This is a genomic window from Amycolatopsis rubida (genome assembly GCF_900115345.1).
Taxonomy (GTDB): Bacteria; Actinomycetota; Actinomycetes; order Mycobacteriales; family Pseudonocardiaceae; genus Amycolatopsis; species Amycolatopsis rubida.
This window is the reverse complement of record NZ_FOWC01000004.1, coordinates 227,023-245,871: the sequence shown is the minus strand read 5'-3', so window position 1 is coordinate 245,871 and position 18,849 is coordinate 227,023. Positions and strand designations below refer to the sequence as shown.

Annotated in this window: 21 protein-coding genes; 9 read left to right on the top strand and 12 right to left on the bottom strand. The window is 69.6% G+C overall.

Annotated elements, in window-relative coordinates; all coding sequences use genetic code 11:
- Positions 1 to 101: 101 nt before the first annotated feature.
- Entirely contained in the window at positions 102 to 1,442 is a 1,341-nt protein-coding gene (gene ccrA, locus BM362_RS18775) for a crotonyl-CoA carboxylase/reductase (protein WP_093574011.1), read from the bottom strand.
- A 199-nt stretch (positions 1,443 to 1,641) separates the two neighbouring features.
- Between ccrA and BM362_RS18770 the strand changes: the two genes are divergently transcribed.
- Both BM362_RS18770 and BM362_RS18765 read left to right on the top strand, forming a co-directional pair.
- Positions 1,642 to 2,010 carry an SPW repeat domain-containing protein gene (locus tag BM362_RS18770; protein ID WP_067592353.1) on the top strand — a complete coding sequence of 123 codons (369 nt, stop codon included), beginning with the start codon at positions 1,642 to 1,644 and terminating at the stop codon, positions 2,008 to 2,010.
- A gap of 32 nt (positions 2,011 to 2,042) precedes the next feature.
- A complete protein-coding gene (locus tag BM362_RS18765; protein ID WP_067592354.1) occupies positions 2,043 to 2,636 on the top strand; it encodes a TetR/AcrR family transcriptional regulator in 594 nt (197 codons plus the stop codon).
- Positions 2,637 to 2,741: 105 nt separating this feature from the next.
- Here the strand turns inward: BM362_RS18765 and mce are convergent, their stop codons facing one another.
- Positions 2,742 to 3,206 (bottom strand): methylmalonyl-CoA epimerase, encoded by a 465-nt coding sequence (gene mce / locus BM362_RS18760; protein WP_093574010.1) that lies wholly within the window; start codon positions 3,204 to 3,206, stop codon positions 2,742 to 2,744.
- Between the two features lie 140 nt (positions 3,207 to 3,346).
- On the opposite strand from mce, the gene BM362_RS18755 reads away from it, so the two are divergent.
- Together BM362_RS18755 and meaB are read left to right on the top strand one after the other, a co-directional pair.
- Positions 3,347 to 4,534, top strand: coding sequence for an acetyl-CoA C-acetyltransferase (locus BM362_RS18755; protein WP_093574213.1), 1,188 nt, complete (start codon positions 3,347 to 3,349; stop codon positions 4,532 to 4,534).
- Position 4,535: 1 nt separating this feature from the next.
- Entirely contained in the window at positions 4,536 to 5,501 is a 966-nt protein-coding gene (gene meaB / locus BM362_RS18750) for a methylmalonyl Co-A mutase-associated GTPase MeaB (protein WP_067592356.1), read from the top strand.
- Positions 5,502 to 5,533: 32 nt separating this feature from the next.
- Here meaB and BM362_RS18745 read toward each other — a convergent pair whose 3' ends face one another.
- A complete protein-coding gene (locus tag BM362_RS18745) occupies positions 5,534 to 6,502 on the bottom strand; it encodes a trypsin-like serine peptidase (RefSeq protein ID WP_093574009.1) in 969 nt (322 codons plus the stop codon).
- A gap of 117 nt (positions 6,503 to 6,619) precedes the next feature.
- On the opposite strand from BM362_RS18745, the gene BM362_RS18740 reads away from it, so the two are divergent.
- From BM362_RS18740 to BM362_RS18725, 5 genes are all read left to right on the top strand, one after another.
- Positions 6,620 to 7,360 (top strand): peptidylprolyl isomerase, encoded by a 741-nt coding sequence (locus BM362_RS18740; RefSeq protein WP_067592357.1) that lies wholly within the window; start codon positions 6,620 to 6,622, stop codon positions 7,358 to 7,360.
- A 79-nt stretch (positions 7,361 to 7,439) separates the two neighbouring features.
- Positions 7,440 to 7,727, top strand: a complete 288-nt coding sequence (locus BM362_RS50575) for a DUF6886 family protein (protein ID WP_425285709.1) — start codon at positions 7,440 to 7,442, stop codon at positions 7,725 to 7,727.
- Positions 7,648 to 7,863, top strand: a complete 216-nt coding sequence (locus BM362_RS50570) for a DUF6886 family protein (RefSeq protein ID WP_425285716.1) — start codon at positions 7,648 to 7,650, stop codon at positions 7,861 to 7,863. The genes BM362_RS50575 and BM362_RS50570 overlap by 80 nt, the downstream gene beginning before the upstream one ends.
- A gap of 66 nt (positions 7,864 to 7,929) precedes the next feature.
- A complete protein-coding gene (locus tag BM362_RS18730) occupies positions 7,930 to 8,379 on the top strand; it encodes a carboxymuconolactone decarboxylase family protein (protein ID WP_067592361.1) in 450 nt (149 codons plus the stop codon).
- Complete coding sequence (locus tag BM362_RS18725; RefSeq protein ID WP_093574008.1) at positions 8,376 to 9,116, top strand: isocitrate lyase/PEP mutase family protein; 741 nt, start codon at positions 8,376 to 8,378, stop codon at positions 9,114 to 9,116. Before BM362_RS18730 ends, BM362_RS18725 begins: the two co-directional genes overlap by 4 nt.
- A gap of 56 nt (positions 9,117 to 9,172) precedes the next feature.
- On the opposite strand, the gene BM362_RS18720 is transcribed toward BM362_RS18725, so the two are convergent.
- The 9 genes from BM362_RS18720 to BM362_RS18675 all read right to left on the bottom strand — a co-directional run bounded on the left by BM362_RS18720 (position 9,173) and on the right by BM362_RS18675 (position 18,846).
- Complete coding sequence (locus BM362_RS18720) at positions 9,173 to 10,804, bottom strand: solute symporter family protein (RefSeq protein ID WP_093574007.1); 1,632 nt, start codon at positions 10,802 to 10,804, stop codon at positions 9,173 to 9,175.
- Positions 10,801 to 11,151: a DUF485 domain-containing protein gene (locus tag BM362_RS18715; RefSeq protein WP_067592372.1), complete on the bottom strand. Its 351-nt coding sequence runs from the start codon at positions 11,149 to 11,151 to the stop codon at positions 10,801 to 10,803. The genes BM362_RS18720 and BM362_RS18715 overlap by 4 nt, the downstream gene beginning before the upstream one ends.
- Before the next feature lie 72 nt (positions 11,152 to 11,223).
- Positions 11,224 to 12,936 (bottom strand): sodium/solute symporter, encoded by a 1,713-nt coding sequence (locus BM362_RS18710; protein ID WP_093574006.1) that lies wholly within the window; start codon positions 12,934 to 12,936, stop codon positions 11,224 to 11,226.
- Positions 12,937 to 13,760: 824 nt separating this feature from the next.
- Complete coding sequence (locus BM362_RS18700; protein WP_093574005.1) at positions 13,761 to 14,111, bottom strand: DUF485 domain-containing protein; 351 nt, start codon at positions 14,109 to 14,111, stop codon at positions 13,761 to 13,763.
- A complete protein-coding gene (locus tag BM362_RS18695) occupies positions 14,108 to 14,863 on the bottom strand; it encodes a LytR/AlgR family response regulator transcription factor (RefSeq protein WP_067583422.1) in 756 nt (251 codons plus the stop codon). The genes BM362_RS18700 and BM362_RS18695 overlap by 4 nt, the downstream gene beginning before the upstream one ends.
- Positions 14,860 to 15,909: a sensor histidine kinase gene (locus BM362_RS18690; protein WP_067583419.1), complete on the bottom strand. Its 1,050-nt coding sequence runs from the start codon at positions 15,907 to 15,909 to the stop codon at positions 14,860 to 14,862. Before BM362_RS18690 ends, BM362_RS18695 begins: the two co-directional genes overlap by 4 nt.
- Before the next feature lie 99 nt (positions 15,910 to 16,008).
- On the bottom strand, positions 16,009 to 17,010 hold the full coding sequence (locus BM362_RS18685) for an ABC transporter substrate-binding protein (RefSeq protein WP_067583416.1): 1,002 nt from the start codon (positions 17,008 to 17,010) through the stop codon (positions 16,009 to 16,011).
- Between the two features lie 31 nt (positions 17,011 to 17,041).
- Positions 17,042 to 18,085 (bottom strand): ABC transporter permease, encoded by a 1,044-nt coding sequence (locus BM362_RS18680; RefSeq protein WP_067583413.1) that lies wholly within the window; start codon positions 18,083 to 18,085, stop codon positions 17,042 to 17,044.
- The gene (locus BM362_RS18675; RefSeq protein WP_067583410.1) at positions 18,082 to 18,846 is read right to left on the bottom strand and encodes an ATP-binding cassette domain-containing protein; all 765 of its coding nucleotides are present in this window, start codon (positions 18,844 to 18,846) and stop codon (positions 18,082 to 18,084) included. The genes BM362_RS18680 and BM362_RS18675 overlap by 4 nt, the downstream gene beginning before the upstream one ends.
- Between the last annotated feature and the right edge of the window lie 3 nt (positions 18,847 to 18,849).

Genomic DNA, 18,849 nt, shown 5'->3' with positions numbered 1-18,849 from the left:
ACACCACCGTAGTCGCTCCGCGGTCACGGACGGGTGAGCACCCACGGGGTCCGGCCGCTCGTGCGGCGAGCGGCCGGACCGAAGAGGCAGGTGGTCTGCCCTCACGCGCCGCGGAAGGCGTTGATGCCGTCCAGGTGCTTCGCGCGCAACTCCTCGTCGCGCACGCCGAGTCCTTCTTCCGGAGCGAGCGCGAGCACGCCGACCTTGCCCTGGTGCGCGTTGCGGTGCACGTCAAGGGCGGCCTGGCCGGTTTCTTCCAGCGAGTACGTCTTCGACAGCGTCGGGTGGATGAGGCCCTTCGCGATCAGCCGGTTCGCCTCCCATGATTCGCGGTAGTTCGCGAAGTGCGAGCCGATGATCCGCTTCAGGTTCATCCACAGGTACCGGTTGTCGTACTGGTGCAGATAGCCCGAGGTCGACGCGCAGGTGACGATCGTGCCGCCCTTGCGCGCGGCGTAGACGGACGCGCCGAAGGTCTCGCGGCCCGGGTGCTCGAACACGATGTCCGGGTCCTCGCCGCCGGTCAGCTCGCGGATCTTCGCGCCGAACCGCTGCCATTCCTTGGGGTCCTGCTCGTTCTCGTTCTTCCAGAACTGGTAGCCCTCGGCGGTGCGGTCGATGATCAGCTCCGCGCCGAGCTTCCGGCAGATCTCCGCCTTCTCCGGGCTGGACACGACGCACACCGGGATCGCGCCGCCGTTGAGCGCGTACTGCGTCGCGTACGAGCCGAGGCCGCCCGACGCGCCCCAGATCAGCACGACGTCGCCCTGCTTCATGTCCGCGCCGTTGCGCGACACCAGCTGCCGGTACGCGGTCGAGTTCACCAGGCCGGGGGAGGCGGCTTCCTCCCAGGTCAGGTGGGCTGGCTTCGGCATCAGCTGGTTGGCCTTGACCAGCGCGACCTCGGCGAGCCCGCCGAAGTTCGTCTCGAAGCCCCAGATCCGCTGCTCGGTGTCGAGCATCGTGTCGTTGTGCCCGTCCGGGCCTTCCAGCTCGACGTTCAGGCAGTGCGCGACGACCTCGTCGCCGGGCTTCCAGTTGTGCACGCCCGCGCCGGTGCGCAGCACGACGCCGGACAGGTCGGAGCCGACCACGTGATACGGCAGGTCGTGCCGTTTGGCCAGCGGCGAGAGCTTCCCGTACTTGCGCAGGAACGTGAACGTCGGGATCGGCTCGAAGATCGACGTCCAGACGGTGTTGTAGTTGATCGCGCTGGCCATCACCGCGACCAGCGCCTCGCCGGGGCCCAGCTCCGGCGTCGGGACCTCGTCGACGTGCAGCGAGCGGCGCGGGTCCTTGTCCTGGCTTTCGAGGCCCTCGAACATGTCGACCTCGTCGGCGTGCACGGTGACGCCCCGGTAGCTCTCGGGCACGGGCAGCTCGGCGATCGCGTCGAGGCGGCCGTCGAGGATCGCCTGCTGGATCTCGTCGAGGTGCGGCATCGGGAACCTCCAGGGGTCGGTCGCGGCGCGACAGGACGAAATTACTCGTCGGTAACCGGGGGCCTCACTGTACGAGACGCAGACCCCGCACACGAGTCGAAGTGTGACGCACCAATCTTGACCGGCTGGCCAGTCAAGGAGCATAGTCGGAGATGGGAAATCTCCCTGAACGGCTCTTTTCCGGCGGAGGTGAGCACGAATGAGTGAAGTCTCGACGCGCGCCTGGACGCGGCCCTACGACTGGGCCGAGGTCGTGATTGGTGTTGTCGCCGCTCTTTCACCCCTTTGGCTGAGCACGAACACCACGATGGTGTGGACGATGGTGGTCCTCGGTGCGCTGATCGCGATCGACGGCCTGGTGTCGCTCGCGGCGCCGAGCATGGTTTACGGCGAGGGCGTGCAGATCGTCCTCGGCGCGTTGCTGTTCATCGCGCCGTGGGTGATGGGGTATACGGAATTCAACGGGGCGTCGTGGACGTCCTGGGTCGGCGGTGCGCTGGTGATCATCGCCGGTGCGGCCGCGATGCCGGAGGCCAACGCCGCCCACCGGATGGCGGGCCAGCACTGACGGGGCGAAGGAGCCCCGCGAGGAAGGCGGAGATGACCGACGACTCGGCGAAAGAACGGATCCTGTGCGCGGCGGAGGAGCTGTTCGCCGAGTCCGGCTTCGAGGCGACCCCGACGTCCCGCATCGCGGAGCGCGCCGGGGTCCCGAAGGGCCTGGTCCACTACTACTTCCGCCGCAAGTCCGACCTGCTGGCCGCCTTGGTCGACCGGCTGCCGGACGAACGCATCGAACCCGCCGCGGTCGTCGTTCCCGGCGACCTGGCGGGTTCCCTGCGCGGGCTGGTCGGCGAACTCGACCGCCGGTTCACCGGTTCTCTGGGCCTGTCGCACCTGCTCTGGCGCGAGGCCGACACCCATCACGTGGTCCGCGACGCGCTGTCCGAACGATTCCAGCAGCTGGTCCGGCTGATGCGGTCGGTGATCGTGGCCGCGACCGGCGGACGGCTCGCCGGAGCGGACATCGACAACGCGTCCGGGCTGCTGGCGCGTGCTGTCACACATCGGCACGCGACGGCCCGGCACACCGGGGACGACCGGCCCGCCGAGTTCGACGGCGAGCTGACGTTCGTGGCGAACGCGTTGTCGGCCCGGGTGGGCAAGGGGAAGCCGCCCGCTTCGGCGGTGTGAGGGTGGTCGTGAGTGTTTGTGCCGGCGAGAACCGGGATTGCCGCTCACGAGCCCACCTCCGGCCTCGACGCTCGGCGCTGGCTCGCTCCCGCCTCCGCCCGGCGGTCAGTGCGCGGAGGAGGCGGGCTCCACCAGCTCGACCAAAACCCCGCCCGCGTCCTTCGGGTGCACGAAATTCACGCGGCTGTTCGACGTCCCGCGCTTGGCCGCGTCGTACAGCAACCGCAGCCCCTGCGCGCGAAGCGCCTCCGCCGCGGCGTCCACATCGGACACTCGCAGCGCGAGCTGTTGCAGGCCGGGGCCGTTGCGGCCGATGAACTTCGCGATCGTCGAATCGTCCCGGGACGGGGCCAGCAGCTGGATCATCGTCTCGGTGCCCGCGGCGGCGGGGGCGCGCAGCATCGCCTCGCGCACGCCCTGCTCGTCGTTCACCTCCTCGTGCGCGACCTCCAGGCCGAAGTGGTCGCGGTGGAAGGCGATGGCCGCGTCGAGGTCGGGCACGGCGATGCCGACGTGGTCGATCGCGGTCACGAACGGCTTGAGCACGGATGCGCTGGGCTCGGTGTCCATACCGGGGAGGATAAGCCCCGTCCGGCCTCGCGGAACCCCGCGTGCGCCCCCTCACACTGGCTCCATCAAGACGCGCCGGGAACCCCGCGCAGGCCGTATCGTGGGAACACTGCCAGTGCGCCGATGCTTTGGAGGACGTCGTGTCCGGTTCCGTGATCCTGGGCGCTGCCCGTACCCCGATCGGGCGGCTGCTCGGCTCGTTGAAGGACTTCTCGGGAGCCCAGCTGGGCGGGATCGCGATCAAGGCCGCGCTCGAACGCGCGGGCGTCTCCCCGGACCAGGTCGAGTACACGATCATGGGCCAGGTGCTTACCGCGGGCGCGGGCCAGATCCCGGCACGCCAGGCCGCGGTCGCCGCGGGCATCCCGATGGACGTCCCGGCGCTGACCGTCAACAAGGTCTGCCTGTCCGGCCTCGACGCGATCGCGCTCGCCGACCAGCTGATCCGCGCGGGCGAGTTCGACCTCGTCGTCGCGGGCGGCCAGGAGTCGATGACGCAGGCGCCGCATCTGCTGCCGAAGTCGCGTTCCGGGTTCAAGTACGGCGACACGACGCTGGTCGACCACATGGCCTACGACGGCCTGTTCTGCGCGTTCGACCAGGTCGCGATGGGTGTTTCGACGGAGAAGCACAACGGCCGCTACAGCGTGACCCGCGAGCGGCAGGACGCGTTCTCGGCACGCTCGCACCAGCGGGCCGCGGCGGCGATCGAGGCCGGGTTCTTCCGCGAGGAGATCGTGCCGGTGCCGATCCCGCAGCGCAAGGGCGACCCGGTCGTGTTCTCCACCGACGAGGGCGTGCGGGCCGACACCACTGACGAGAGCCTCGCGAAGCTGCGTCCGGCGTTCGCCTCGGACGGCACCATCACCGCCGGTTCGGCGTCGCAGATTTCCGACGGCGCGGCCGCGGTGATCGTGGCCAGCCCGGAGAAGGCGGCCGAGCTGGGCATCACGCCGCTGGCCGAGATCGGCGCGCACGGCGTCGTCGCCGGTCCGGACGCGAGCCTGCACGAGCAGCCGTCGAACGCGATCCGCGCCGCGCTGAAGAAGGCGAAGCTGGACGTGGGCGATCTGGACCTGGTGGAGATCAACGAGGCGTTCGCCGCGGTCGGCCTGGTGTCGAGCGAGAAGCTCGGGCTGGACGAGTCGAAGGTGAACGTCAACGGCGGCGCGATCGCGCTCGGCCACCCGATCGGCGCTTCCGGCGCGCGGCTGGCCGTGCACCTGGTGCACGAGCTGCGCCGGCGCGGCGGCGGTCTCGGCGCGGCCGCGCTGTGCGGCGGCGGCGGACAGGGCGACGCGCTGCTGATCCGCGTCCCGTCGGCGTAAGTTGGCCGGCCCGGACCTCGATGAGCTGGTCGCCCGCGCGCGGGAAGGACAACCGCGCGCGGTCGCCCGGCTCATTTCGCTGGTGGAGGATTCTTCGCCGCGAGTGGCGGACATCGCCCGCGCTTTGACGCCCTACACCGGGCGCGCCCGGGTCGCCGGGCTCACCGGCCCGCCCGGAGTCGGCAAGTCGACCTCGACGTCCGCGCTGCTCACCGCCTTGCGCGGCGAGGGTTTGCGCGTCGGGGTGCTGGCGATCGACCCGTCGTCGCCGTTCTCCGGCGGCGCGTTGCTCGGCGACCGGATCCGGATGACCGAGCACGCCACGGATCCCGGTGTGTTCATCCGCTCGATGGCGACCCGAGGCCACCTCGGCGGCCTTTCGTGGGCGACCCCGCAGGCAGTGCGAGTGCTGGACGCCGCGGGGTTCGACGTGGTGCTGATCGAGACGGTCGGAGTTGGACAGTCCGAAGTGGACGTGGTGAAGCTGGCCGACACCACCGTGGTGCTGCTGGCTCCGGGAATGGGCGACGGCATCCAGGCGGCGAAAGCCGGGGTGCTGGAGATCGCGGACGTGTTCGTGGTCAACAAAGCCGACCGCGACGGCGCCGACGCGACGGTGCACGACCTCAAGCAGATGATCACCCTGGCCCGCCGCGAATTGCGCGGACCGAGCTGGCGGCAGCCGATCGTGCGCACGGTGGCGGCTAAGGGCGAGGGTGTCGACGAGGTGGTGTCGGCATTGCGGACGCACTATGAATGGCTTGTGGCGCACGGGGAACTGGACCGCCGCCGCGCCGCTCGCGCCCGGGAGGAGGTCGCCGCGATCGCGTTGCGGAGGCTGCACGCGGAGCTGGCGGATCTCCGGGACGGCGATCGGCTGGGCGACTTGGCGGCGCGAGTGGCGGCCCGGGAGCTGGACCCGTTCACGGCGGCGGACCGGTTGATCGCGGAGCTGAAGGGCTCGTGAGCGGCGATGCCGGTTAGACCGGCATCGGCGCTCTACGAGCCTTGCGCAGCCTCGTAGAGCGGCTTCGTCACCTTGCTGCTGAACTGCGGCCCCACCAGATACCGCGTGCAGCCGGCATCACGCGCGCACGGTTTCCCGTCCGCGGCGAAGAATCCCGCGTGCGTATTGTCGCCGACGACCGTTCCCCGTCCCGTTTCCGGGTTGAAGTCGCGCAACCGGGGACCGCCGCTGGAACCGCCGCCCATGACGCACGCCGTGCCCCACTGGTCGGGGGAGTCCGGATCAGTCGGCGTGCCGGTCCAATGCCGTGCGGTGCCGGTGCAATACGCCAGCCTCGCCCCGGTGTACTCCGGCAGCCCCTCACGGGCCGGGTCGGATGCCGCCCTCGGGTAGCCGAACTGCGTCACCTTCGCCGCGCCCGCCCGGTCGAAACCGATCTCTTGCGCGCCGACCGCGTCCTGCGCCAGCTGTCCGGATTCGTTCGGCCCGAGGACCGCGAACGCTTGGTCGTAGGTGTCGAATTCCCGTGCGTTCTGCTGATCGTTGGCGAGCCAAGTGCGGTCGGCGACGCCGAGCCGGGCGGCGAACTTCCCGTACGGCGCCTGGCCGTCGTGGTAGCCGGGGACGAACATGACGTGTGCGTTCCAGGCGTTGTGCTCGCCGATGAGGTCGGTGTCGTTGACGCAGTGCCCGGCCGTGACGATCGTGCCGCGGTTCTCGCTGCGGACGACGGTCGCGGTGCAGCTCGCGTCCTCGCCGTGGTCGGTGTAGAAGAGCCGGCCGACCGTCTTCGGAAGCGGGTCCGGCCAGGGGGCTCCGTCGGGTCCGCTCTTCGGCGGATTCTCTGACGACGGCTGGGTCAGCGCGGCCAGGCGCTGCGGGGTCCAGTAGGCGAGCACCGCCTGCTGTTCGGCGGCGGAGGAGGCCAGCGGCTGCTGCACCGGACCGGCGGGGACGGCCAGCAGCCCGGCGACCAGCCCGGAGAGAAGGGGAGTGATCATGAAACCGCACGGTAGGACGTGGGTGTCAGGAACCGGTCAGGATGCGACTTTCGCCGGAAGCGCGGGCGGTTTCCCGTCCCTATACTGCGGTCCTCCGTGCACTGGGAGGGAACCGGAATGAAAAGACTGCTCGTGTCCGTGCTGACCGCGTTGTCGCTGGTCGCGGTAGCCGCACCGGCTTCGGCGGCGGAAGCGGCGCCGCCGAAGGTCACCTCAGGGCCGTGCCAGTACACCTCGACTCCGGACGATCCCGCCGTGCGCCCGGTTTCCCTGCCGCGCGACCCGAAGCACACGCCGGACCACGGCAGCGTCGACGTCGCCGTGTTCTCCAACCAGGGTCTGCTCCCGCTGCGGCTCGACCGCGCGCAGGCGCCGTGCACCGTGCAGAGCTTCCTGCACCTGGCCGCCCGCGGCTTCTACAACCAGACGACCTGCCACCGGCTCACCGCATACCCGACGCTGAAGGTCCTGCAGTGCGGCGACCCGTCCGGCACCGGCGAGGGCGGTCCGGGCTACAAGTTCCGCGACGAACTCCCGACGACGCTCCCGCCCGCCCCGTCCGACCCGACCGGCAAGCGCCGCACGTACGCGCGCGGCCTGCTGGCCATGGCGAACGCCGGCCCGGACACGAACGGGTCGCAGTTCTTCGTGGTGTACGGGGATTCCAGCCTGCTGCCGGACTACACGGTCTTCGGCACGGTCGGCTCGGCCGGTTTGCGCACCCTGGACCGCGTCGCGGCGGGCGGCATCCAGCCGTCGGCGGACACCCCGCCGGGGACGGCTCCGGTGGACGGGAAGCCGGTGCGGAAGACGGATCTGGCGCTGGTTCTGCCGTTGTGCCTGTTCTGCGGCCGCTGAACGAGGAACAGAACGGGCGGATGCGACCCGAGCCTGGTCAGGTACTGCACTTTTCCGAGGACCCGGGATCACGCGTTTCGTGCCCCATGCCGCGGCGACCGCACGACAGCCGCAGCCCTACGTCTGGGCGGCCGGCTCCGCCCGCTGCCCGGAGTATTGGTTCCCGCGGCAGTGCCCGTGGTCGACCGGGACCGGATCCTCGGTGCCGCCGACCGGGTCCACGCCGTCGAGTACCGCTGGCTGGATGCGCTCCGGAGGGGCGAAGTTGTTCGCCTGCCGGCTCCCCGCTGCCGGTTTCCGGCCGTTCGGCAAGCCCGTCCCGCACGCCCAGGGTCGAGCCGCTCGGTCCTGCCGAACCGGTCGGTGATCTCCTGCGCCTGCACGAGGGGGCGGGGATTCAGCTGCGGGTGCTCGCGAATCCCTGGCCGTTCTGGGACGCGGCGACCGCCAGCACGGCGGGGTTCAGCGGGATCCGGCTCCGCAACGCGCGGCCGCGGAACTGACTGGCCCACGGTGCCCAGCCCGAACTGGACCACCCGGCTAGGCCAGTCCCGATTAGCGTAAACGGCATGACGAAGCGAATCGCGCTCGCGACGGGCGGGTTGTATCAAGCGATGTCCCACCTGCAAGGCGAGGTGAAGAAGGCCAGCGCGAACGCGGGGCTCGACGCGAAGCTCATCGAGCTGGTCAAGATGCGCGCGTCGCAGATCAACGGATGCGCTTATTGTCTCGACATGCACGCGGCGGAGGCCGTCGCGGCCGGGGAATCGCCGCGGCGGCTCTATGTGCTTGAGGGGTGGCGTGAGACCGAGCTGTTCACCGAGCAGGAACGCGCCGCGCTCGCCTACACCGAGGCGATGACGTTGATCTCGGACCGCAAGGACGTTCCCGAGGACGTCTACGCCGAGGCGGTCCGCGTGTTCACCGAGGACCAGTACCGCGCGCTGGCGTGGTGCGTCGTCGCCATCAACACCTGGAACCGGCTCATGGTCGCGAGCCACGCCGAGTTGCCGGAATGAGCGCCGGGGCGCTGCGGGCGCTGCAGGTGCCCGGGAAGCCGCTGATTCTGCCGAACGCTTGGGACGCGGATACCGCGAAGGCGGTGGAAGCCGCCGGATTCCCGGTGGTGGCGACGAGTTCCGCGGCGGTCGCGGCGGCGCTCGGGCAGGCGGACCACGAAGGCGCGCCGGCGGACGAGATGCTCGCGGCGGCCAAGCGGATCGTGGACGCGGTGTCGGTGCCGGTGACGGTGGACGCCGAGGCCGGTTACGGCTTGGCTCCGGCGGATCTCGCTGCCCGGCTGAAGGAAATCGGTGCGATCGGCTGCAACATCGAGGACACCGACCACGGCAAGGGTGCGCTGCGGCCGGCGGCGGAGCAAGCGGAGCGGCTCGCCGAGTTGCGGCGGGCGGCCGGCGACGGGCTGGTGGTCAACGCGCGCGTGGATTCGTTCCTCGGCGCACCGGACGAGCAGGCGGTGCTCGACGACGCGGTGGCTCGCGGGCGGGCGTATCTCGAAGCGGGGGCCGACTGTGTGTACCCGATTCTCGTGCGTTCGCCGGAAGTGCTGGCCGAATTCGTCCGTCAGGTGGGCGGTCCGGTCAATGCTTCGGCGCTTCCCGGCGGTCCGGGTCTGGCCGGGCTTGCCGAACTGGGGGTAGCCCGGGTTTCGCTGGGGGCCGGATTGTGGCGGTGTCTCCGTCGCGTGCTGGAGGACACGCTCGACGGGATCGCGCGGGGGAAGCTGCCGTACTGAAAAACCGCTGGGTGCCGCGGCGAAAGCGGCACCCAGCGGTTTCCGCGGGGCGAAACTCAGTGCTGCACGGCCTTTTCCGCGCCAGCGCCGGTGAGCGCCCGTACTTCCATTTCGGCGAACTTCGCCTTGTCGTGTTCCTTCGACAGGATCGTGCCGAGCCAGCCGAGGACGAACGCGATCGGAATCGACACCAGACCCGGGTTGTCGAGCGGGAACCAGTGGAAGTCGACGCCCTGCAGCATCGACGCGCTCTTGCCTGTCTTCGGGTCGACCGGCTTCCCGGAAACAGCGGGCGAGAACACGATGAGCACGATCGTCACGATCAGCCCGCCGTAAATGCTCCACAGCGCGCCCTGGGTGTTGAACCGCTTCCAGAACAGCGAGTACAGAATCGTCGGCAGGTTCGCCGAGGCCGCCACCGCGAAGGCCAGCGCCACCAGGAACGCGACGTTCTGCCCGTTCGCCAGAATGCCGCCGAGAATAGCGACGATGCCGATCACCACGGCGGTGATCCGCGCGACGCGCACCTCCGAACCGGTGTTGGCTTTGCCCCTCTTCAGCACGTTCGCGTAAACGTCGTGCGCGAACGAGGCGGACGCGGTGATCGTCAATCCCGCGACCACGGCGAGGATGGTGGCGAACGCGATCGCCGAGATCAGCCCGAGCAGGATCGGGCCGCCGAGGTTCAGTGCCAGCAACGGGGCCGCGGAGTTCACGCCGCCGGGCGCCTTCTTGATCGCGTCCGGTCCGACCAGCGCGCCCGCGCCGTAGCCGAGCACCAGGGTGAACAGGTAGAACACGCCGATCAGCACGATCGCCCACACCACCGAACGACGCGCCTCGCGCGCGGTCGGCACCGTGTAGAAGCGCATCAGCACGTGCGGGAGACCCGCGGTGCCCAGCACCAGCGCGATGCCGAGGGAGAAGAAGTCCAGCTTCGTCGTGCCATTGGTGCCGTACTGCTTGCCCGGCCCGAGCAGCGCTTCGCCCCCTTGGCCCGCCTTGTCGACCGCGCCCTGCAGCAGCGAGGAGAAGTTGAAGCCGTACTTGCCGAGCACCCACAGCGTCATCGCCAGCGCGCCGATGATCAGCAGCGCAGCCTTGATGATCTGCACCCAGGTGGTGCCTTTCATGCCGCCGATCAGGACGTAGGCGATCATGATCACGCCGACCACCGCGATCACCAGCGACTGCGCGGCCTTGCCGTCGATGCCCAGCAGCAGCGCGACCAGCCCGCCCGCGCCCGCCATCTGCGCCAGCAGGTAGAAGAACGACACCACGAGCGTCGAAATCGCCGCCGCCGCGCGCACCGGACGCTGTTTCATCCGGAACGCCAGCACGTCGCCCATGGTGAACTTGCCGGTGTTGCGCAGCAGTTCCGCCACGAGCAGCAGCGCGACCAGCCACGCCACCAGGAAGCCGATCGAGTACAGGAACCCGTCGTAGCCGTACACCGCGATGGCGCCGGCGATGCCGAGGAACGACGCCGCCGACAGGTAGTCGCCAGAAATCGCGATGCCGTTCTGCGGGCCGGTGAACGCGCGGCCGGCCGCGTAGTAATCGGACGCGGTCTTCGTGTTGCGGCTCGCGCGGAACACGATCACCAGCGTGATGACCACGAACAGCGCGAAGATCAGGATGTTGAGAGTCGGGTTGCTGCCCTCGACGCTCGCGGCGAGCGTGCTCATGCGCCCTCCTTCGCCGGGTTCTCGATGTCGTCCTTGATCCGTTCGGCGAGCGGGTCGAGGTTCTTGTTGGCGTAGCGGACGTACAGCCACGTGATGAGGAACGTGGACACGAACTGCAGCAGCCCGAAGAGGAGGCCGACGGTGAAGTTGCCGGTGATCTTCGTGCTCATGAAGCCGTGCGCGTAGTCGGCGAGCAGGACGTAGAGCAGGTACCAGGCGAGGAACAGTCCGGCCATCGGGAACACGAACCGGCGGAGCCTGCCGCGGAGTTGGCGGAACTCGGCGCTGTCGTGCACCTGCTCCCAGGCCGGGTCCGGCGGGGCGCCGGACGGGTCGCCTGCGCTCATGGGATCTCCCTTGTGCGACGCTGCGGATGTGGTCCGCGACACAGTAGGGAGGACTCCGAGCCGGGGAAACCGTCAGCGGCTCAAACGCCTCGCCGCACGACGAACGGTTGACGAACGGTCACCGGGCGCGGACGAAGGGCGTTCGTCGAGGTGCAGCCGCAGCATCGCGGCCCCGGCCCAGGACGGTGGGCGCCCGCGCAGTGACACCGTGATCATCACGCCGAACGCGAGCGGTACCGACCAGGGTGCCGGTTGCGCGACCAGGATCGCCACCCAACCCTGCATCGAAGGTCCCGCCAGCGCGAACAGGATCGACCCGGACGAGGCAGCCAGACCCGTCAGCACTCCGGCGATCGCGCCCGCCGCGGTGAGCCGCTGCCACCAGATGCCGAGCACGAGCAGCGGGCAGAACGTGGACGCCGCGACGGTGAACCCCCACGTCACCAGCACCCCGGCGTCGAGCCGAGCGGACGGCAGCGCGAGCAGCACCATCGCGATCGCGGCGAACACGACCGTCACCCGCAGCCGGCGCAGGCCCCCGGGCATCAGGTCGTAGGCGAGCGCGCCGGACATCACCAGCAGCAACCCCAGCGACGTCGCGAGAAACGCGGCGAACGCGCCCGCGGTCAGCAACGCGGTGAACAACTGCCCGGCCCAGCTGTGGTCGACCTGCGAGGGGAGCGCGACGACCACGGTGTCGGTGTTGCCGGACAAGTACAGCTGCGGCACAAGCACTCGGCCGAGGACGCCGTAGACGCCGGGGAAGAGGTAGAAGACTCCGAGCAGCGCCACGGTGATCGCGGCGGTGCGGCGTGCGGCGCGGCCGTCCGGGCTGGTGTGGAAGCGCATCAGGACGTGGGGGAGGCCCATCGTGCCGAGGACGGTTGCGATGAGGACCGCCCAGGTGCCGAGCAGCGGGTACCCCTTGTCGATTTCCAGCAGCGGACGCTGCCAGTCCGGCCCGCCGAGCGCGATCTCTCCGCTGACGCCGGGGACCTGCGCACCGGCGGCGAAGGTGAGCTGTTCTCCCTTGTGCGCCACCAGTTGCCCGGGCGGCACCGTGCCGCGGCCCTCGATCGCGGTGGGCTCGCGGAAGGTCAGGGTGACGTCGTGGTCGAACTGCACCGGGGTGGCGTGCGAGAAGCGGGTGAACTCGACCGGGGTGAGGCTCGCGTCGCGGGTTTCGGCCCCGATCTGGAGCACCAGCCACAACGCGGGAACGAGGAACAGCACGAGTTTCAGGAAGAACTGGAACGCCTGGACGTACGTCGCCGCGCGCATCCCGCCGAGCGCGAGCGTGACGCTGACCGCGGTGCCCGCGATGACCACGCCGACCCAGTACGGGGTCCCGCCGACCGCGGTGAGCACCAGCCCGGCGGTACGGAATTGCGGGACTACGTAGATGGTTCCGATCACCAGCACGACAACCGCGGCGAGACGGCGTAGTGCGGGAGAGGCGAGGCGTGCTTCGGCGAAGTCGGGGACGGTGAGTGCGCCGGATCTGCGCATGGGCGCGGCGACAAGGACCAGCATCGCCACGTATCCCGCGGTGAAGCCGACCGGGTACCAGAGCGCGCCGACGCCGTCCTTCACCATCAGCCCGGCGACGCCGAGGAACGACGCTGCGGAGAGGTATTCGCCGGAGACCGCGGCGGAGTTGACGAAGGGCGAGATTCGCCGGGAAGCCACCAGGAAGTCGGACGTGGTGCGCATGGCGGCGACCCCGCGCACGCCGATGAGCAGCGTGACGAGGACGACCGGGGCTACCGCGAGCGCGATGTCCATCTATCCGCCCCCGCCCGCCGCTCCGGCTGCGCCCCTCAATGAGGTTTTCTCGGTAGCGCGGTGGGCGGGTTCGCGGTCGGGGCGCTGCGGCGCACCGGCCGACGAGACGCACCGGGCGGCTTTCCTCCTGCTGAGGTCCGCGGTGGGCTCCTTGAGGGAACCAGACTCCCTCAAGGAGCCCACTGCGGACCTCGCTACTGCGGACCTCGCTACTGCGGACCTCGCTACTGCGGACCTCGCTACTGCGGACCTCGCTACTGCGGACCTCGCTACTGCGGACCTCGCTACTGCGGACCTCGCTACTGCGGACCTCGCTACTGCGGACCTCGCTACTGCGGACTTCGCTACTGCGGACTTCGCGACTGCGGACTTCGCTACTGCGGACTTCGCTACTGCGGACTTCGCTACTGCGGACCTCGCTACTGCGGACCTCGCTACTGCGGACTTCGCCACCGCGACCCGGGCCCGCCGTGGCCGGGGCGAGAGCCCGCGCGGGCGTGGTGCGCGGAGCCGCCCCTGGCCACTGACCCTGGCCGGGTTGGTGCGAACGTCTGTGAGGGGAACCACGCGACCCGGCCGGATGCTGCGCATCGCCGCAGCGGAGCCCGCGCACCACAGCTGCTGAGAAACCCCAATGCCACAGTGGGCGCAGGCAATCTCCAGGCCGCGCCGGACATTACTGCGGCGAAGGCAACGGGTACCGCCGAAGGGGGCAAACCGTGTCCGGTTCGTCGCCTCCGTGTTCCGCCACGCCGGGCGGCGGAACACGCGCCACGCCGGGCCGACGCACCCAATGCCACATCGGAGCGCTGCGGGCACTCGGCTCACCGATCGTCCTCGATCTTTTCCGCGCGGCGCAGCTGCCACCACGAGAGCCCGGCCAGCACCGGATACGGCAGGACCGCGATCAGCAGCCAGGACAGCGGAATTCCCCACAGTCGCACGCTGTCGAGCGACGGGGCGAGCGAGAACAGCACCGGCAGACCCAGCACCAGCACGAACATCGCCACCAGCGCGGGGATCCCGCGCTTGCGCTGGATCCGGTACAGCACCGCCGCGCGTTCCGCTTCCGGCGCGCGCAGGCGCGGCATCCGCCACCGGCCGCGTTCGAGCCGCCGCGACCGGGCGAGCCTCGTCTGCGGGCTGGTGACGGCGACGCGTTTGGTGCGGCTCACCGGGCACTCCCGAGCTGCCCGCGCTGCGCCGCTTCCAGCAACCGGTCCCGGAGATCCCGCGCATGCCGTCGGCTCACCGGCACGTCCCCGGCCTCGGTGTGCGCCAGCAACCCGCCTGTCGTGTCGCTCCGCAGTTCCAGCACCGCACTGACCGCGAGCAGGAATCCGCGGTGCACCCGGGTAAACCCAGTGCCTTCCCAATATTCTTCGAGCCGCGAGATCGGCATCCGCACCGGGTGCACGCCGTCGCGCGTGTGGAGCCGGACGTAGTCGCCGTTGGCTTCGGCGAACAGCACGTCGTCGCGCCGGACGTACCGCGTGCGGCCGCCGGAATCGACCGGCAGCGCGGCCATCGCGTCCGGAGCGGACTGTCGACGGCCGCTCGGCACCAGCCGCGTCACCTTCGCGAGTGCGGCGGAAAGCCGTTCCGTGCGCACCGGCTTGAGGAGATAGTCGACCGCGCCGATGCCGTACGCGGTCACTGCGTGCCCGTCGTGCGCGGTGACGAACACGATCACCGGCGGTTCGGACAGTTTCGCCAGCAGCGACGCGAGTTCGAGCCCGTCCAAGCCGGGCATCGAAATGTCGAGGAAGACCGCGTCGAAATGGTCTGCCTGCAACAGTTTCAGTGCCTTCAGCGCATCACTCGCGCCGACGACCTCGCCGACCTCCGGCGCCTCGCGCAGCATCCGGCACAGTTCGTCCAAGGCCGGCGCGAGGTCGTCGACCGCCAGCACCCGCAGCCCGCTCACGGCAGCACCCCCGGCTGGAACCGCGGCACGCGCAGCACGACCCGGGTGCCTTCGCCGGCCGCCGTTTCCACGGTCAGCCCGTACCAGGCCCCGTACACGGTGCGCAATCGTCTGTCCACATTGGCCAGTCCGAGTCCGGTGCCGTCGCCGCTGCCCGCGAGGATGGCCGCGGCGCGCTCGGGCTCCATGCCGACCCCGTCGTCCTCGACGCTGATCACGCAGTCGTTCCCTTCCGCCTGTCCGTGCACCTGGACGAGCCCGGTGCCCGACCGCGGCTCGATGCCGTGCCGGATCGCGTTTTCCACGAGGGGTTCGAGTACCAGGTACGGCACCGCCACCGCAAGCACTTCCGGCGCGACCCGCACCTGCACCTTCAGTCTTTCGCCCAGCACCGCCCGCTGCAGCGCGAGATACGTTTCCACCGCGCGGAACTCCTCCGCGACGACGGTGTACTCGCCGTGCCTGGAGAGGCTGTAGCGGGTGTAGTCGGCGAAATCAAGCATCAGATCGCGGGCGCGATCCGGTTCCGACCGGACGAACGAGGCGATCACGGTGAGCGCGTTGTAGACGAAATGCGGCGACATCTCCGCCCGCAGGGCCCGGAGTTCGGCTTGCGCGGCCTGGTCCGCCGAAGCTTCGAGCCGACCCCGCTCCAAAGACTGCACGACCAGGTCCGCCGCCTGCCGCGTCACCGCGCCGGGCACCTCGCCGACCAGCAGCAACGCGCCCGTCAGCTCGTCGTGGACGTGCAACGGAACTGCCGTCACGCCACGCGAGGTGATCGGCTCTTCCTGATGCAGCACGTCGTCCAGGATTTGGGACACCGCTTCGTCGGCGCCGGGGCGGCCGGACCACATCAAGGCGCCGGACAAATCCGCGAGCCCCAGCCCGGCGACGTCGAAAAGCCGTCGCAGCCCGTGTGCGGCGCGTCGGGCACGGACTCCGGACAGGCCGTCCTTGAGGTCGTCGGCGACTTTCCGCGCCGCGCCGAGCACGCCGACGGCGTCCGGGCGGGAGCGCCACGGCAGCCGGGCACTCTCGGTCATCGACGGCCTCCCCTCGGGTACCTGGGGGAGTAGATAGTAGCGCCGAACACGGCGAAGGGGACTTTCCGTGCGGAAAGTCCCCTTCGGCCGGACCTTAAGCTAGCACTTCTGCTTGTAGAAGTACTTCGAACTGGCGTCCAGATCGTCCTTGGTGATCGAGTGCAGCTGCGCGGTCAGGTCCCGCTCGGTCGGCTTGCCCTCGAGCGCGGCCACCGCCTGGTCGACTCCCTTGGTGCCGATCTGCGCCGGGTCCTGCGCGATGAGCGCCTGGTACTCGCCCTTCTTCAGACCGTCCACTTCGGACGGGCTGGCGTCGAAGCCGACCAGGTTCACCTTGCCGATCTTGCCCGCGTTGCGCAGGCCGGTCGCCGCGCCCTCGCCGGTGTTGAGGTTGGTGGCGAAGATCCCGGCCAGGTCCGGCGTCGAGACCAGCGCCGCGGTCACCTTCGCCGCGGCTTGCTCCGGTTCGTTCTGGGTGAACTGGATGCCCGTCGACTTGAGGTTCGGGTGGTTCTTGAGCTCGTCCTCGAAGCCCTTCGCGCGGGCGGCGGTGGTGGAGGTGCCCGCGATGGTGTCGAGGATCAGCACCGATCCCGGCTTGTCGCCGACCAGCTTCGCCATGGTCTGCGCGGCGAGCTTGCCGCCCTCGGCGTTGTCCGAGGAAACCGACGACACCGCGACGCTCTTGTCCTTGAGCGAAGTGTCGACCTCGACGATCTTCGCGCCGCGGTTGCGCACCTGCTGGATCGGGGCGAGCATCGCCTGGTCGTCGGTCGGCGCGATGAGCAGCGCGGCGGGCGGATTGGAACCCATCGCGTTGACGATCGAGGTCTGCATGGCCGCGTCGAACTTCTGCGGGGCCTGCGTGGTCAGCTCGTAGCCGAGTTTTTTCGCTTCCTCCTGCGCGCCGCACTGCATTGAGATGTAGAACGGCTCCGCCTGCACACCCGGCACCAGTGCCAGCTTCTTGCTGTTCGCCGAGTTGCCGCCGGGCTGGTCCCCGGACCCGCTCTGTCCCACCTGCCCGGCGCCGCACGCGGCCACCAGCATCGCCGCGGACGCGAGCGTTCCCGCGGCGAGAACGGTTTTGCTGAACTTCATCGTAAGCACCTCTTTGTACTCGGGGATCGATTCAGCGGGAGTTGCGCTTGCGGCGATGGCGCTGGTCGAACCACACCGCCGCGATCAGGACCGCGCCGACGGCGATCTGCTGCCAGTAATCCTGCACGTGCGTGATGTTGAAGCCCTTCCGCAGCACCGCCGGGATGAACACCCCGATCACCGTGCCCAGCATGGAGCCGATGCCGCCGAAGAGACTCGTGCCGCCCATCACCGTCGCGGAGATGGAGTTGAGGTTGTCGGTGGCGTGCGCCGAGACCGTGGTCGACGCGTAATAGGCGAGCGACATGAAACCCGCGATTCCGGCGAGGAAACCGGTGAGCAGGTACACCTTCAGCAGGTGCGCGGTCACGCCGATGCCCGACCGCCGCGCCGCCTCGGCGTTCGAGCCGACCGCGTACGTGTAGCGGCCGAACCGCGTGGTGTGCAGCAGCCACGCGCCGATCAGCGTGATCACCACGGCCACCAGAACGAGGTTCGGGATCCCGCCGAACAGCGTGCCGTAGCCGAGGGTCTTGGTCAGCTGGGCGGGCACGGTGCGCACGTCCGACCCGTTGTTGAGCAGGAGCGACACGCCGAGTGCGGCGCCCATGGTGCCGAGCGTGACGATCAGCGGCGGGATGCCCGCCACCGCGATGAGGAATCCGTTGATCAGGCCCCAGACCGCCCCCGCGAGCACCGCGGCGACCAATCCGGCGAGGATCACGCCCCATCCGGCGTTCGAGGCGTCGCCGCCGCTGAGCGCTTCCATGGTCTTTCCCGCGACCATGCCGGCGAAGATCAGCACCGACCCGACGGACAGATCGATGCCGGAGGTGATGATCACGAAGGTCATGCCGACCGAAAGCACCAGCAGCACGGACGTTTCGATCAGCAGCGTCTGGAAGGTGAACACCGTCGCGAACTCGGCCGGGGCGATGGCGGTGAAGACCGCGATCAGCGCGATCAGCACCAGCGCGATCCAGAATGTGTTGGCTCCGACGAGCCGTTTCCCCAGCGGCGGCTTGACGAATTCGCCGTCCACAGTGGTCTGGATGTCCTTCGTGGGAGCGCTCATGCCGCCTCCTCCTGGACCAGCGCACCGGTCATGGCCGCGACGAGGTCTTCGAGTTTCGTGTCCGCACCGGTGAACCGGGCGACGCGCTTGCCCTGCAACAGCACCTCGATCCGGTCCGAAACCGACAGCACCTCAGGCATGTTGTGACTGATCAGCACCACTGCGATGCCCTTGTCCCTGACCTTCCTGATCACGTCCAGTACGCGTTCGCGCTGCCGCACGCCCAGCGCCGCGGTCGGTTCGTCCATGAACACGACCTTCGACGCCCACGCCACCGACCGCGCCACCGCGACGCTTTGCCGCTGCCCGCCGGACAACGAGCCGATCGACACTTCGCTGCTCTGCAGCTTGACGCCGAGCTTCTCGAACTCGGTGACCGCCTGGCGGCGCATCTCCGCCTTGTCGAGCATGCCGAGTTTGCCGAGGATGCCCTTGCGCGGGATTTCCCTGCCCAGGAAAAGATTCGCCGCCGGGTCCAGCTCCGGCGCGACGGCGAGATCCTGGTACACGGTCTCGATGCCCGCCCGGCGCGCGGCCACTGGCGAATCGAGGCGGACTTCCTTGCCGTCGAGCAAGATCCGGCCCGACGTCGGCTGTTCGGCTCCGGACAGGCACTTCACGAGCGTGGACTTGCCCGCGCCGTTGTCGCCGATCAGCGCGGTCACCTCGCCCGCGCGCGCCTGGAAAGACGCACCGCGCAAGGCTTCCACCGATCCGTAGTGCTTGGTCAGGTCCACCGCGTCGAGCAGGATCTCGCTCATCGG